The organism is Gimesia sp. (genome assembly GCF_040219335.1).
Classification (GTDB): domain Bacteria; phylum Planctomycetota; class Planctomycetia; order Planctomycetales; family Planctomycetaceae; genus Gimesia.
Genome location: NZ_JAVJSQ010000010.1, coordinates 222,754 through 236,366 on the forward strand (window position 1 = coordinate 222,754; position 13,613 = coordinate 236,366).

Genomic DNA, 13,613 nt, shown 5'->3' on the forward strand with positions numbered 1-13,613 from the left:
GTACCTGATTACATCAGGCCGAATCGCTGTGCATCTCGCTGTCGAGAAGGGCCAATGTACTGAAAGCTGGCGGTCAACCTGCCACGACTCGAAGCGATGACTTGTTTTCGCTGTTTTTCAAACCCAGCCTGCCTCTGAACAGTGGATGGTTTCCGGGTCATTTTCCACAAGCGAGAACGGGCGCGGTGGCGGATCATGGCGGGATGGCCGGTGACACTTGTGTAACGGTGCTTGCAACTGTAGAGCGATGCTACGTATTCGCTCAAAGCATTTCCGATACCCACTCCCTGAAAGTCCGGTAGACAGACCGTGCGGTGCTCACGGTAGGAAGGAGATTTTGGGTGTGGAAAATACATCACAGCAGTAAAGGCAGCTGGTTGTTCTTCAACAAGTGCCACAAAACAATTGGCAGCCTGGTGAAGGGAAGCGTCTAAATAGTGATGTTTGTGGAACAGGTGCCACGCATCTCGATGCACGTTAACAATTCTAAGGGAGATTGAGGGCCGTGGTTGCCTTTCGCACCTCCATTGGAAATCATCCAGTGCCGGCTGGTAAATCCAGTCAGGATTCAGCCAGTCGATAATATCATAATGGCAGGCCACCGCGACCAGTTGTTGATCACGGCGACGAACTGTTTTGGCGATCGCACAGCTGCCAGTGCGGGCGACCGTGCGATCGATGACGGAAGTGAATTCATCAATTACGACCAGTTCGGAGAGTTCCGCCAGAGCCCGAGCCATTCTGACACGAAATTGCTCTCCGTTGGATAACACATGATACGGACGAAGCCAACCGGGGGGAGATGAGAATCCAACTGATGAGAGCAGACTGGAGATTTCTTTGATGCCCATCTTTTGCGGAAAGGCATCGATAATGCACTTCTCGCTGGGCCAGTCGAAATCATCGACGAACTGATCTTGAAACAGTTCTGTGGCGATGGTCGTCTTGCCACACCCAGAGGGTCCTACGATCAGACCGATGTTCCAGGGACGCTCAGAAAGTGGAAGTTCTACACACCATTGCTCACGACTTCGAATTTCTGCTGCGAGTCCGAACATCCCTTCCAGTTGCATTACACGCGGAGTTCGAACAATAGGCGATTCCCTTATGAGATCCAGACGCGACATTGATATCCTTCTGATTTCAGATATTCCAGAAGTGTGAGTTGCTCTGCTTCAGCTTTGCAGTCAACCAGGACTGAGAATCGTTCGGTGAGTAGTTCAGTTTCATCAACTCCGGATTCTTGCTCAGGTAATTGCAGGGATGAGGATTTCAGATTCTGAAGCAACCCCTGCAGGTCTTCCGATTCTGTAGTTATTGACTCAATCAGAGCATTGAGTGCGGATTGATCAGTCTCCGCCAGGCTGGTGATCGAGTCAAACGTCGCCAGGACCTGATCAGCTTCCGGGGCTGTCAGATCTGAAATCAGGCAGGGAATCTTTGCATCATCTGCGATATTGGCCCGCAGATGACCGTCGATCAATTCGTATGTTCCGTCACCACAATCCCGAACCAGACAAGCTGCTGCGAATCCAATCTCATTTAAGATGGTACGCAGCGCTGTTTCCTGGGCTGCGGGATGGGTCCGCCAGTTTCGGGAGTTAGGGATCAATTGGGAGGCTTTAATTCGCCTGAAACTTTTGATGCGATCTTTGATTTCCATAGGTCGGGTCTTTAGTCGTGTTACAGACAATCCAGACAGCGATTAGAATCGTTTCGCTGTCGAATCTGATCTTTGTGATAGTCAGCTTTAAAAATGGGGCCGCCACAACGGGCACAGAATGAAATAAGTTCGTGTTTGACCAGCACCGAATTGACGACCAGTTCCGGGTATTCCGCTTGCGCGATTTTGGCTGCCAGCACATGAGTTTGTGCTTCCCGATCCAGACGTTTCACCGGGTGTCCATTTTTTTCTCGTGCCAGATAGACAGTAAATTGAGGCATGAGTAGTACCTTTACCTTTCTGAATTTAGATGATTCCAAGACAGTCCATACAGGTTATTTTAGACTTAATTGGTTTCCTGTCTTGGGGTGCATTCAGTCAGGAGTGTTGATTGAGAACTACTGGGATAACTTACTCTACCAGTTCCAGATTGAAGAGCGTGTCCTGATCGACGGGTATCACGATCTCATCTGTCGTGGGTGGTTTTGGTCGTAACGCATCCGCGATCAAGTAACCGCCGACCGGCACACCGATTCCGGTTGCCAGCAGTCCAGCTCCCACAGCCAGCCGGGCGAATGTCCCAGCCGCATTACCTGTTGGGGGAAGATATTGATGTGTGACGCTGCTGTAATCTCCGATGTGCATGTCTTCGCCCTCAGGACGATTGTTATCTACAATTTCTTTGCCCAGCAGTTTTTCCCGGGTGGACATCACCAGGGAATCGACGCTGTCAAAGCGTCTCGCTGTCTGTCTCAGGTTTTCCGCTCGTTCCCCCACTTTCACGCCCCACCACATCTGCGCCAGTTTTTCCTTCCAGCTTGTCGGCTGCGTGGTTTCGTCTGTCATTAGTTTCGCTCCAGGAATCGATCAACTCGCCGAACGTTCCGTTCTGGAACGCCCGGTCGAGCTCATTGTTTTCGTTAATCAGGCGATCATGAAACAGCGTTGTTTGCCTGATGAGTTCTTCCAGGGGGTCGGTCATCAGCTGGCCTGCGACGGACCTGCGGGAGTGACTTTGCTGGCGACTTCACGAATGCCGACCGCTTCGTCGAGCGTTACCATCCGTTTGTTTTCCAGGTAGTCGTAATCCACGATTTTCTGAACCGTCACAAAGTTATTCTGCGCGACGGTTCCGGTCTGCATAAGTTGCGTCAGCATGTGATTGGCAACATTGTCGGATAAATCCACAGCCATTTCCTTTTCTCCTTTTTCCTGAATGGGAAGTTTCACTTCTAAAATATCGCCGTCCGGCATGAATTCGCCTCACTTGTTAACGGCCTTGAAACGTAATTTGATAGGTTGACCGAGTTGATAACTCTGTTCCTGTTTGACCGATCCGTCTGCACCGATGAGTTGAACGGGAATCTGAGTCTGTTTCAGTTGAGTGATCTGTTGTTTCAGTCTGGTAATCTCGGACTCCAGTGCAGCAAACTTTTCGTTGTGATTGATTTCTGGTTGTTGCGAGGGTGAAGCGGGATCTGTTTTCCGATTCACAGGTGATTTGCAATGGGGGAGTCTTCCATACAGATTGATAAGTCTATCTCGAATCAGCATGCTGTCCGTGTAGATGGTGTGAGTCTGGTCATGCCCTTTAATGATGCCTACGATCTGTCCATTGACAAGAATAGGACCTCCGGAATCTCCTTTTGCGACCAGTCTGGAAAAGCAATGCCCGCGGCGCGTTACCAGGATGCGGGCTCGCAGGGATTTGAGGTTGTAAACTCCGTTTGAGTATCCGTAAGCGATTGCCTCCATTCCATCTATCGGTTGAGTGTCCGAAAGTATGAAACAGTGTGATGCGGGAATTCTTTGGGTTTCCAGGATGGCATAGTCAATCTCCTCTTCATATCGCTTGAAAACGACCCGGGCTTCCCACCAGGTTCCACCATAGCCGACATGAATGGTTCGTGCCTGAATGACATTGTGCGCGGCAGTAATGTAAACGGAGCGGTCCTCGATATTTCCTACGAAAGCACAGGCGCCGGTGCCGACGAGCTGGTGACAGCCTTGAGAGGTGCAGTTTGTCTCTGTTGTTCTGACAGCGAGTGCCTGGGCGTGCAGGCAGGATGTAGACAACATGACGAGCAGGAAGTGGATGAATCTCACCATTGGAGGTACCTGTTAAAAAACAAGAGAAAGTAGTGCCACGGGTTGAGCGGGACTTTACCTGGTGCCCAGTGAAAGGCGGCGACTCCGAACAGCCTGACGCGACGGTAATAAATGTTTGCCATAAACTTGCCGAGATCGCAGCGGCGCAGATTACGATACAGGGCCGCATCAGCGCGTGCCCGGTCTCGTTTACATCTTCCCAACTGGTAGGCGTAATCATGCCAGTGACAGGCGGGTCTGAGATCAACGCCTCCCCACTGGTCCGGAGAATAATTACAGCCGTTCGAGACAAAGTCTGCAGGAGGTGTCGGGCCTTCCATCTGTTTCGTCAGTGATTCAGGCAGATCTGAGAGATGAATCTCGGGCATTAGTGCTCCCCAAATACGCGGTCTTCCATGCGGCTGATCCGTCGTTCGTGTGAATTGACCATTTCTATTAACAGCTCTTTATTCGCATCGAGTTTTTCGTCGATCTGAATCAACTGGTGGCTGTGTTCGATGAGTGTCTTGGCGGTCCAGGTGATTGCTCCCACTCCCCCAGCCACTATGGGAGAAAACACACAAGCGATGACCCAGGCAGGAATGAACAGTCCTTTTTGAGGTTGTACGGGCATTCGACTCTCTAAGATTCAAAAGTCAGTGAATTGGGTGATTATCGAAGAGAGAGTATCATCCGGATCGGCGTGACGCAGACAAGCTTGATCTACATAAAAAAAGCACCTGTTGTTGCTCAGAACAACAGGTGCGGATCGTTCACGTTATGGAAGAAGAATGGCGGTCGATAATGCAGGCGGACCAATACGGTCAGCTGTCGTTAGTTTCCCGCTTCAGTGGGAATTCGCTGACAGAAAGTTGCTCTTGTTTCACTGTTTGTAGTCGATGCCAGCCTTCTGTAACCAGAGTTTCCCTCAGTCGGGCTTCGTCTGGATCCAGCTCTCGTTTATCGAAAGGCCCTTCTACGGTGACGGGAGTAAATTGCTCATCGACGATAAATTGTGCGAGAGCGGGATTGCAGCGGATATGATACTCGGGTTGCTCCTGAAGTTCTGCTTCTTGAACTTCGCCGATAATATAGCGCAGGTAGAGCCCGCTGTCTTCGATATTCTCGACTTCTTCACCACAAACTATGCAGAGATAACCCTGATCGCATCTGGCCATGATGTTGACTTACATATTGATTAAATAAAACGGAGAACATTCAGTAACCACCGACTGGCTGCTGAAACTTCTGTTTTATTGTAAGTGGGCTTCGTGTGCAGAGTGAAGAGTGGTCAGGATGTTTTGAGATATTCTTTCAGGTTGGCGATCTCTTCCAGAAGTACTTCTAGGAATTCAGAGGCAGCCTCTTTATTGTCAGTCTCCATGATATCTCTTACTGACTGCCTGATTTTTTGAGTGGGCGAATAGAGGTCAAGTGTCACTTCAGTGTTGGAAGAATGAATGACATTCAGTGACATGTCATTCAGCTCCTGCTTAAGCTCATCCTGGTCCAGGGGTTTGAACATGATCCGGGAGAATCCCAGTTCCTTGGCCAGTTTGATCCGTTGCAGATTTCGATCCTGAGCATTGTTCTCAGGACGTACTGCGGTCATCAGGATAAATTGTGGTGCAGGGACCACACCATGGTCAGAGTAACGTTCCAGCTGCTGTGCTTTCTGAAACAGGTCGACACCATCCATGCCGCTCATCACAAGGTCTGTCAGAACGACATGAATCTCATTATCAGATTGCAGTAGTTTAATCGCCTCAAAACCGGACGCCGCCATCACCGCAGTGAAACCAATTTTCTCTACCAGCCGCGCATAATAGTGACAAGAGTATCCAATATCATCGACAACAAGAACTTTCATCGACCTGCCTGAACGGTTGGGAGAATGAAAAATGTATCACCCGTCAATCAACAAAAACAGATGAGCATTTTTACTGTGAACAAAATATGAATGAAATTTAATATTTATATATAAACCAAAAGTTTGAATCGTCATTTGAAGGTTTTTCCCTGCATGAGAATTACTGAATTACCACTCACGGGTCTAAGAAACCCCCTGAATTTACGGTAAAATGCTATAAATGCGTCACGATCTTATTCATCGAACCTGTATGTCTGACTAAAACAAAAAATTCTACATCGAGGTCCTGAATTATGTTGATAAATTGACACACAACTCCACTCTATTAGATTCAGATTTGCCGTCGGTTGGGATTCTTAATCGGAGTATATTGTCGCAATTGATTTCCCGTAGAGGTATTGAGTGTGTTATCAGTAGCGAACAGATTTGCACAATTACGATTCCCGCTGTTTCTGACTGATCCAGAAGTCGTGCGCATCAACGATCACATTGCTGCCGAATTTGAAGTAGGGAATTTCGGATTCTTTCAAAAGCTCTTTGAAATTCTTTTCCGTCATCCCGAACAACTGAGCCCAGATTCTACTGCTGAACTTGCCAGTTTGCGGAAAGGCTCCAGGCGATTGCGCGAGGTTGTTTACGAGGTCGAAAGCGAACCGATCAGATTCAATGTACTTGTTTGATTCCGTCATGAGATCAAAGCCTGACATTTTTTACCGCGTCATATTCCTGACAATGACATAGTTGATGGCGCATATCTCTCACGCAGTGCATGACAAGCACGTAAAGCGAAAGAGTGAGTGAAAGCGAGGATGCAGCGATCAAATATGCATCTAAGAGATCACGCGATAAAATTAGCGACACCTACAGCGGTCGCCCCGCGGCTGCCCCCAGGCAGAAATGGAAGTGTGGATTTACCACTCTCAGACAATAAAAACATTGTACCAGCGGTTCCTGTACAAAGCAATATACGGTGTTGATTTTTTGGGGAATTATATCAGGCAGAATAGTATAAAAAATGCCTGAAAAACAGGGGTGAAACGGCTGTGGGAACCTGACCGTTGCAATAAGGTCAGAATTCCAGATGAAACATGGGCTAACTCTTATATAATCGGTCTGAACCAGCTTGAATCGACTGTTCCCGATTGGATGAGCTCACTATGTTGCACCCGGAATTTCTGAACTCGCTTTCGCGTCGTGCCTTCTTTTCTACTTCTCTTGCAGCGGTGTCCTTCAGTCGACTTTCTTCTCTGCAGGCGCGACTCAACAAGGCTCCCAAGGCACAAATTGCGATCACGTTTGATCTTGAAATGAGTCGCATGTATCCAAGCAGAGAGATGCTGGAGTGGGATTACCAGAAAGGAAATCTGAATCAGGAAACGAAAGACTATTCGCTGAAAGCAGCTCAGATTGTCAGCGAACTGGGAGGTAAGGTCCATTATTTTTGTGTCGGACGCGTACTGGAACAGAAGGATGTGCAGTGGATAAAACAGATTTCTGAGTTGGGACACCCGATTGGCAATCATACCTATGACCATGTCAACGTCTGGGCAACGGAACCTGCAAAAACACAATTTCGCTTTACGCGATCTCCCTGGCTGCTGGGAGGTAAAACTGCAGCCGAGGTAATACAGCACAACGTTCGGATCACGACCGAAGCGATGCAGCAACGGTTGAATATCAAGCCGGACGGCTTTCGAACACCCGGCGGTTCCAGTACCGGGCTCGATCAACGGGAAGATTTGCAGAAGCTGCTGCAGTCAGAAGGATTTCAATGGGTCAGTTCCAAATATCCCCGTCACAAATATAGTGAGCCGGGGACGGAACCCCAGCAGGAAATATTTGATTCTATTCTGGAAGCACAACGGTCTGCACAGCCTTATGTCTATCCAACGGGTCTCGTCGAAATTCCCATGAGCCCGATCAGTGATGTGGGGGCCTTCCGAACAAGCCGCTGGAAACGAAAGTTCTTTTTGAAATCAGTCGAGTTGTGTGTGCAGCAGGCGATTGAACAGAAGCTTGTTTTCGATTTTCTATGTCATCCTTCCATCATGTATGTTGAAGACCCCGATTTCGAAACGGTGAAGCTGATCTGCAAACTGGTGCAGCAGGCGGGAGACCAGGCAGAAATTGTGGGACTGAGTGAAATTGCCGGGCGCTACCGGGAACAGCAACACTGAGGTTATTACAAGGAGTCATCCTGATATGAAGTTTCTAACCCTCATGGCTTTGAGCGTTATCAGTTACAGTCTGGTACTCCACCCGCTGTGGGCTGGTGACGAGCCTCGCATATATCATAACACATTGCAGTCGATTAAAAATGCAAAGCCCTTGCTCGCGGATCATCCCGAATTCGTGCAACCTATTGAAGAGTTACGCCGTTTCGAATCTCCACTGCTGGTCGATGATGCCGATGCAGATCTTTCGGTCCGCGCATGGCGATTTTCTTATAATGCCCGGGGAATTATCGAAATGCCGAATCGGATTTCGATTCAGAAGACCGCAGTGATCATGGTTCATCCCTGGGGGATTGATGACGGTCAGGGGTGGCAGACACCAGAACCAGCGGGCGCTGCGGATTTCTGTACTCCCGAAAAGAATCATTTAGCAGGTCGGCACACGCGGGAAGTGATAGATCCCTTTCTGAAGCGAATGCGAAAGCAGAATGCGCTGATCATGTACAGCCTGATTGGAAAAGTGGATCCGATCCGAAAAAAGTTGTATCGCACTTTCGATTACAATCCAACAGCAGAGGAACGCGCACAGGCACGCAAGGATCTGGCTCAACAACTGAAAAGTCTGCCTTATCGGGGAAAACCGTTGCCTGCTAAAATAACACTCTCGCAGGAACAGCCTGTGATTGATTACTTCAAGCAGTTTTCTGGATTGAGCGCAGGCGACCACTTTAATGGGAAGGGGTTCTGGGAAGTACCGGTGCCTGTGACTGCCGACATTACGGTCCACGATGAAGATGTCCTGATCTTCGACCGGGAAGGCTATGCACCTCTGAAAGAATTTTTAAAGAAGCAGGGGATTCGCCATGTGCTGTTAACCGGTTATGCGACAGACATGTGTTTCTGTAAAACGACTGCCGGCTACGAAAATTTATCTCAAGACTTCAATGTCTTTCTGGTAGGTGATGCGACGCTGGCGACCTTCCCGGCGAATTCTTCACCTCGCTATGCAACTAATGCCCACATTTCATTTGCCTCTCTGAATCATCTGATAACGCAGGTCTCCTGGATCAAACCGATCAACTCTGATTGAGAGAATGCGAGATCTGTTTTCTGGAATCTCTGAATCTGATCGAAGTTCTCAGCGAGAGTGGCGGTCTGATCGGGTTCATTTTAGAATGATCTGCTTCTGAATTTCGCTCGCCATTCAAGAAAGACGCTCTACATGTCAGACGATAGTGCCGTTGTTGATGAAGAACTGGTTCCCGATGATGTCATCCCACACCAGTCCCTGCCTCCGTTGAAGTATCGCGATCTGCCTGCCGCGATTTCCTGGAAAAAGATGATTGGTCCCAGCATCATGCTGGCTGGCTTGTCATTGGGGTCCGGTGAGTTTGTACTCTGGCCTTATATCACTTACAAAACCGGCTTCATATTTTTCTGGGCCTGTCTGCTGGGAGTGATGACTCAGTTTTTTATGAATATGGAAATCGAACGCTGGACGCTGGTGACCGGCGAAAGCGCGATTACCGGGTTTTGTCGATTGAACAAAAACTGGGCCTGGATCATGCTGCTGTTGAATATTGTCCCGTGGGCCTGGCCCGGTTGGGCCACGGGAGCGGGAACCATGCTGAGCTGGACGTTTCTGGGCCCGGAGACAATCGCTGCAGCGCAACTGGATCCTGCGCCAGCGCAATTCGATCTGTCGAAGGTCTCTGAGAAGGCGAGTTATTCTTCGGATTCAGGCTCACTACAGTGGCGCGGAACCATGAGTGAGCCGGAGCGTGATGAATTAAGTCTGGCCTTTCAGCAGAATGAGATTCCGGATCAGTCGGCGCTGATCTTTCAAAACATTCAGCAGGGAACGGATCTCAAGTACGAGGCGAAGTATAGCGCATTTTTGGGGATTGCGGGGCTGTTGCTGGTGGGGGTTGTCCTGACCACCGGACCTGTGGTGTACAATACGGTAGAGAAGATTCAGATCTTTCTGGTGGGTATGATTTTCGTGATCGCTGTCATTCTGGGGATCTATCTCATCCAGCCTTATGCAGTGACCGCCATGCTGGAAGGGGCCGTCAGTATCGGCAAAATGCCTGACCCCTCCAGCGGTCTGGGAACGATGGCATTGCTGGGGGCGTTGGCTTTCGCGGGTGCCGGGGGAACGATGAACCTGGGGCAGAGCAACTTCATCAAAGACAAAGGCTATGGAATGGGGAAGTACATTGGCCGCATTACAAGTCCGATTACCGGACAGGAAGAGGCGGTCAGTGAAGTCGGCTATCATTTCAAGCATACGCCGGAAAATCAGGAACGCTGGAAACAGTGGTGGCGAGCAGCCAATATCGAACACTTTTTCAGTTTCTTTTTGACGTGTCTGGCCTGCCTCGTGTTACTCTCTCTGATATCGTATTCCCTGTTTTATGAGGCCAATGGCCAACTTCGGGAGGGCATGGATAAGTTTGGTGAAGGACTGAATTTTATCTGGGGCCAGGCGATGCTTCTGGAAGCAAAATTGGGGAACACGTTCAAGCTGCTGTTTCTGTTGATGGGGGTGGCGATTCTGCTGACTACGGAGTTGGGGGTACTGGATGCGACGGCCCGCATCTCTGCGGATATTCTCAAAGTCAATTATTTGCGGGATAACGAACATTGGTCTCTGAGCAAACTCTACTATTTCTTCCTGTGGGGAGAGATTCTGTTAGGTTCCGTGATTCTGCTCTACGGATCGATTAATCCGCATTTCAGTCAGCCTTTGTTTTTGATTAAAACTTCCGCTGCCATGAATGGCGGCGTGATGTTCCTGTATTCGATGATCCTGTTGTATATGAATTCGAAAATTCTGAGTCGCAGTATCAGCACCAGCCCGCTAAGATTTGTCGCAATGGTCTGGGCTGCTGCCTTTTTTGGTTATTTCAGTCTACAGGCATTTCAGATGCAGATCATTCCTTACTTCTTCCCACACAGTTGACCCCTGATTTCCTCACGTAACACCTACCATTGATTTCGGATTCCTGTTCATGTCAGATTATGTTAAATCTTGTGCCCCATTTCTGTTGATGAGATTTTCCTGTTTCGTTTTGCTCTGCACTTCGATCATCGCCGGAGTGGTGAGCGGTTCCGATATTCAGGCTGCCACTCACTATGTCAATAACCAGACGGGTAGCGATGAGTTTGATGGACTTTCAGCGAAAACCGCTGTGGCAACGATTGCCCGGGCGATCGCACTTTCCAAAACCAGCGACCGAATCGAACTGGCGAATACAGGCATTGTCTACCGGGAATCGATGCTGTTTCGCAGGCTGGGGGGAGCTCCGAATCGACCATTTGTGGTCGAGGGAAATGGTGCGGTTATTTCAGGCCTCAGGTCGCTCCCACCGGAACAATGGAAATCGACGGGAGAGGGAGTCTACGTCTTACAACTGGATCAGACTCCGTACGGAAATCCGTTTCTGGTATCAGCAGGGAAACGTCTGCCTGCTGCCAGAAATCGAGAAGCTCTGAAAGAGGGGGAGCATTACTGGGATCGAGAGTCTCACAGGGTCTATTTGCATTGCACAGCAGGAAAGCGACCTGTCGACTACAAGCTGGAGGCGACGTTGCAGGTCAGCGGATTGACTCTGACCAGTGCCAGCTACATTTCCTGCCAGAACCTGATCGCGGAACATTTTACGAATGATGGGTTCAATATTCATGGAGACTGTCGCGGCATTCGCCTGGAGAATGTAGTTGCGCGCCACAACGGCGATGATGGTATTTCCATTCATGAAGCGGGTGGACTCATTGTTCAGAACGCTTATGTCCATGACAACTTCTATGGTATTCAGGATGTCAACGCGTCCCGTTCTGTTTATAACGGAGTGCTGGCAGAAAAGAATCAGGTGGGCGTCAGTCTGGTGGGGGGGTACCATTCACTGGTGGACTGTCAGGTCCGCAAAAATACACAAAAAGAAATTGATATTGCCGGCGCGGTGCCACGCCACCTGATTGGTGGTGAACAGAATCTTCTGGCCCGGACGATTCTATTTGCTCAGAATGTGTCCGTGTTTGGAGAGGGAAGCGCGGTGGGGCTCAGTGTCCGTAATGGTGCTCATGCGATTGTTGAGCATACCGTGATCACAGGTACCAGAACTGGCGTATCCATAGATGCGCAAAGCCATGGTCATCTGACTCTGACGGCGGTCAGCAAATGTGACACGATTCTGGACCTGCGGACTAAAGACTGTTTCCTGGATTATAATCTGTATGGCGTCGGTCGGTTCCGCTGGATGGAAACTGATTACAGTGCCGATCAGTGGGCGGCGTATCAGGCCGCTTCGCAACAGGATCAGCACTCTCGAATCGAGCAAATATCAGTCTCAGCAGACGGGCTGGTCAGCACCCCTGGAGAAGTATTGCTTTATTCAGAGCGGAAGCAGACCGTCGGACCAACGGCACCGTTCACGCTTTCATTTTCACAGGATTAGCAACATTCCAGATGTACGGCGATCCGCTGACGCCTGATCTGCAGGCGTACTTGCCTGTATTTGTCCCAAATTCGCTATTTGGAAGGGGGTGAGATAGGGATTGCCTCATTTTCAGCGATCTTACATAATACAGGCGAGCTGACGAGGATTGTCAAATTCCAGTCCCTTAACTGTTTACGCCAAGACTGGCAATCTTTCAGTCACAGGTCCGTATTTGAATATACATCTGGAAGTTCCACTCATTGAAAGAGCGTTAATATGCCCATTTATCAAGATAACTCTGAAACAATCGGTCGGACCCCTCTGGTTAAGATCAACCATTTGACGGAAGGGTTGAAGGCGACAATCCTGGCCAAAGTTGAAGGTCGAAATCCGGCGTACAGTGTTAAGTGTCGCATTGGTGCGAACATGATCTGGGATGCGGAAAAGAGCGGAAAACTGAAGCCTGGAATGCAGGTGGTGGAGCCGACCAGTGGTAACACCGGCATCGCACTTTCCTTCGTCTGTGCGGCCCGCGGTTACAAGTTAACCCTGACCATGCCTGATTCCATGTCCGTAGAACGGCGATTGATGCTGAAAGGATTCGGTGCCAATCTGGTACTGACACCTGGGGCTGACGGGATGAAAGGCGCGATTCAGAAAGCAGAAGAACTGGCCGCCAGCCCGGAATTCTTCATGCCACAACAGTTTGAAAACCCGGCGAATCCGGAAATTCACTTCAAAACCACAGGTCCTGAAATTCTCAAGGATACCGAGGGCCAAGTCGATTATATTGTCGCTGGGGTGGGGACCGGTGGAACAATCACAGGTATTTCGCGGTATCTGAAGACGGACCAGGGGCTCGATGTGAAATCGGTGGCAGTCGAGCCGACGAGCAGTCCGGTTCTGTCTGGTGGTGAGCCCGGAAAACATAAGATACAGGGGATCGGAGCCGGGTTTATTCCCGGCAACTGCGATACCTCATTGATCGATGAAGTGATCCAGGTTACCGACGATGAAGCCTTCGAAATGGCTGGTCTGATCGCCAAAAAAGAAGGGATCACCTGCGGCATTAGTTGTGGTGCAGCGATGCATGCTGCCCTGGAGATTGCCAAACGCCCCGAAGCAGAAGGCAAAACCATTGTTGTAATTCTGCCCGATTCGGGTGAGCGTTACCTGTCGACGCCCTTATTTGATGAGGCGCGTTAATCTACGGACCAGGTGGCAAGTGGTTGTCAGACCATGGGTTCGCGGATCGCTCAGGTTACGTGAACCCTGTACAGATCAATTCGTGCGCAGTTGGAGTGCCTGTTGAGTGGCAGCCAGCGGTTCAGGTCTGTATTCTTCACTAATCCTGCAGCAGCCAGAACCTGGGTCAG

16 protein-coding genes are annotated in these 13,613 nt (G+C 49.6%); 5 read left to right on the forward strand and 11 right to left on the reverse strand.

Going from position 1 to position 13,613, the window contains the following annotated elements:
• Window positions 1-8: 8 nt before the first annotated feature.
• The 11 genes from RID21_RS10110 to RID21_RS10160 form a co-directional block, all read right to left on the reverse strand.
• Window positions 9-1,127, reverse strand: a complete 1,119-nt coding sequence (locus RID21_RS10110; protein WP_350188547.1) for an ABC transporter ATP-binding protein — start codon at window positions 1,125-1,127, stop codon at window positions 9-11.
• Window positions 1,106-1,663 (reverse strand): ParB N-terminal domain-containing protein, encoded by a 558-nt coding sequence (locus RID21_RS10115; protein ID WP_350188549.1) that lies wholly within the window; start codon window positions 1,661-1,663, stop codon window positions 1,106-1,108. The genes RID21_RS10110 and RID21_RS10115 overlap by 22 nt, the downstream gene beginning before the upstream one ends.
• 20 nt (window positions 1,664-1,683) lie before the next feature.
• A complete protein-coding gene (locus tag RID21_RS10120) occupies window positions 1,684-1,944 on the reverse strand; it encodes a hypothetical protein (RefSeq protein ID WP_145192801.1) in 261 nt (86 codons plus the stop codon).
• A gap of 130 nt (window positions 1,945-2,074) precedes the next feature.
• Window positions 2,075-2,509, reverse strand: coding sequence for a hypothetical protein (locus RID21_RS10125; protein WP_350188551.1), 435 nt, complete (start codon window positions 2,507-2,509; stop codon window positions 2,075-2,077).
• Between the two features lie 135 nt (window positions 2,510-2,644).
• Window positions 2,645-2,857: a hypothetical protein gene (locus RID21_RS10130; protein WP_145045290.1), complete on the reverse strand. Its 213-nt coding sequence runs from the start codon at window positions 2,855-2,857 to the stop codon at window positions 2,645-2,647.
• 69 nt (window positions 2,858-2,926) lie between these two features.
• On the reverse strand, window positions 2,927-3,772 hold the full coding sequence (locus RID21_RS10135; RefSeq protein WP_350188553.1) for a trypsin-like serine peptidase: 846 nt from the start codon (window positions 3,770-3,772) through the stop codon (window positions 2,927-2,929).
• Window positions 3,766-4,140, reverse strand: coding sequence for a phospholipase A2 family protein (locus RID21_RS10140; RefSeq protein ID WP_350188555.1), 375 nt, complete (start codon window positions 4,138-4,140; stop codon window positions 3,766-3,768). The genes RID21_RS10135 and RID21_RS10140 overlap by 7 nt, the downstream gene beginning before the upstream one ends.
• Entirely contained in the window at window positions 4,140-4,385 is a 246-nt protein-coding gene (locus RID21_RS10145) for a hypothetical protein (protein WP_145045284.1), read from the reverse strand. The genes RID21_RS10140 and RID21_RS10145 overlap by 1 nt, the downstream gene beginning before the upstream one ends.
• Window positions 4,386-4,575: 190 nt before the next feature.
• Window positions 4,576-4,929 carry a hypothetical protein gene (locus tag RID21_RS10150; RefSeq protein ID WP_350188557.1) on the reverse strand — a complete coding sequence of 118 codons (354 nt, stop codon included), beginning with the start codon at window positions 4,927-4,929 and terminating at the stop codon, window positions 4,576-4,578.
• A gap of 113 nt (window positions 4,930-5,042) precedes the next feature.
• Window positions 5,043-5,621, reverse strand: a complete 579-nt coding sequence (locus tag RID21_RS10155; protein ID WP_350188559.1) for a response regulator — start codon at window positions 5,619-5,621, stop codon at window positions 5,043-5,045.
• Between the two features lie 434 nt (window positions 5,622-6,055).
• Window positions 6,056-6,310 (reverse strand): hypothetical protein, encoded by a 255-nt coding sequence (locus tag RID21_RS10160; RefSeq protein ID WP_350188561.1) that lies wholly within the window; start codon window positions 6,308-6,310, stop codon window positions 6,056-6,058.
• Between the two features lie 468 nt (window positions 6,311-6,778).
• On the opposite strand from RID21_RS10160, the gene RID21_RS10165 reads away from it, so the two are divergent.
• The 5 genes from RID21_RS10165 (at window position 6,779) to cysK (ending at window position 13,443) form a co-directional block, all read left to right on the forward strand.
• Entirely contained in the window at window positions 6,779-7,798 is a 1,020-nt protein-coding gene (locus tag RID21_RS10165) for a polysaccharide deacetylase family protein (protein WP_350188563.1), read from the forward strand.
• Between the two features lie 25 nt (window positions 7,799-7,823).
• Window positions 7,824-8,885 (forward strand): isochorismatase family protein, encoded by a 1,062-nt coding sequence (locus tag RID21_RS10170; RefSeq protein ID WP_350188565.1) that lies wholly within the window; start codon window positions 7,824-7,826, stop codon window positions 8,883-8,885.
• Window positions 8,886-9,017: 132 nt separating this feature from the next.
• Entirely contained in the window at window positions 9,018-10,760 is a 1,743-nt protein-coding gene (locus RID21_RS10175; protein ID WP_350188567.1) for an Nramp family divalent metal transporter, read from the forward strand.
• Between the two features lie 88 nt (window positions 10,761-10,848).
• Window positions 10,849-12,255, forward strand: a complete 1,407-nt coding sequence (locus RID21_RS10180; RefSeq protein ID WP_350188569.1) for a right-handed parallel beta-helix repeat-containing protein — start codon at window positions 10,849-10,851, stop codon at window positions 12,253-12,255.
• Between the two features lie 258 nt (window positions 12,256-12,513).
• The gene (gene cysK, locus RID21_RS10185; RefSeq protein ID WP_350188571.1) at window positions 12,514-13,443 is read left to right on the forward strand and encodes a cysteine synthase A; all 930 of its coding nucleotides are present in this window, start codon (window positions 12,514-12,516) and stop codon (window positions 13,441-13,443) included.
• Window positions 13,444-13,613: the final 170 nt, after the last annotated feature.

What these genes read in the sequence shown, in the direction of transcription:
- RID21_RS10145 (WP_145045284.1), bottom strand. Translation starts at nt 4,385, where the DNA reads ATGCCCGTACAACCTCAAAAAGGACTGTTCATTCCTGCCTGGGTCATC.
- RID21_RS10175 (WP_350188567.1), top strand. Translation starts at nt 9,018, where the DNA reads ATGTCAGACGATAGTGCCGTTGTTGATGAAGAACTGGTTCCCGATGAT.
- RID21_RS10180 (WP_350188569.1), top strand. Translation starts at nt 10,849, where the DNA reads ATGAGATTTTCCTGTTTCGTTTTGCTCTGCACTTCGATCATCGCCGGA.
- RID21_RS10110 (WP_350188547.1), bottom strand. Translation starts at nt 1,127, where the DNA reads ATGTCGCGTCTGGATCTCATAAGGGAATCGCCTATTGTTCGAACTCCG.
- RID21_RS10160 (WP_350188561.1), bottom strand. Translation starts at nt 6,310, where the DNA reads ATGACGGAATCAAACAAGTACATTGAATCTGATCGGTTCGCTTTCGAC.
- RID21_RS10130 (WP_145045290.1), bottom strand. Translation starts at nt 2,857, where the DNA reads ATGGCTGTGGATTTATCCGACAATGTTGCCAATCACATGCTGACGCAA.
- RID21_RS10150 (WP_350188557.1), bottom strand. Translation starts at nt 4,929, where the DNA reads ATGGCCAGATGCGATCAGGGTTATCTCTGCATAGTTTGTGGTGAAGAA.
- RID21_RS10165 (WP_350188563.1), top strand. Translation starts at nt 6,779, where the DNA reads ATGTTGCACCCGGAATTTCTGAACTCGCTTTCGCGTCGTGCCTTCTTT.
- RID21_RS10115 (WP_350188549.1), bottom strand. Translation starts at nt 1,663, where the DNA reads ATGGAAATCAAAGATCGCATCAAAAGTTTCAGGCGAATTAAAGCCTCC.
- RID21_RS10140 (WP_350188555.1), bottom strand. Translation starts at nt 4,140, where the DNA reads ATGCCCGAGATTCATCTCTCAGATCTGCCTGAATCACTGACGAAACAG.
- RID21_RS10170 (WP_350188565.1), top strand. Translation starts at nt 7,824, where the DNA reads ATGAAGTTTCTAACCCTCATGGCTTTGAGCGTTATCAGTTACAGTCTG.
- cysK (WP_350188571.1), top strand. Translation starts at nt 12,514, where the DNA reads ATGCCCATTTATCAAGATAACTCTGAAACAATCGGTCGGACCCCTCTG.
- RID21_RS10120 (WP_145192801.1), bottom strand. Translation starts at nt 1,944, where the DNA reads ATGCCTCAATTTACTGTCTATCTGGCACGAGAAAAAAATGGACACCCG.
- RID21_RS10125 (WP_350188551.1), bottom strand. Translation starts at nt 2,509, where the DNA reads ATGACAGACGAAACCACGCAGCCGACAAGCTGGAAGGAAAAACTGGCG.
- RID21_RS10155 (WP_350188559.1), bottom strand. Translation starts at nt 5,621, where the DNA reads ATGAAAGTTCTTGTTGTCGATGATATTGGATACTCTTGTCACTATTAT.
- RID21_RS10135 (WP_350188553.1), bottom strand. Translation starts at nt 3,772, where the DNA reads ATGGTGAGATTCATCCACTTCCTGCTCGTCATGTTGTCTACATCCTGC.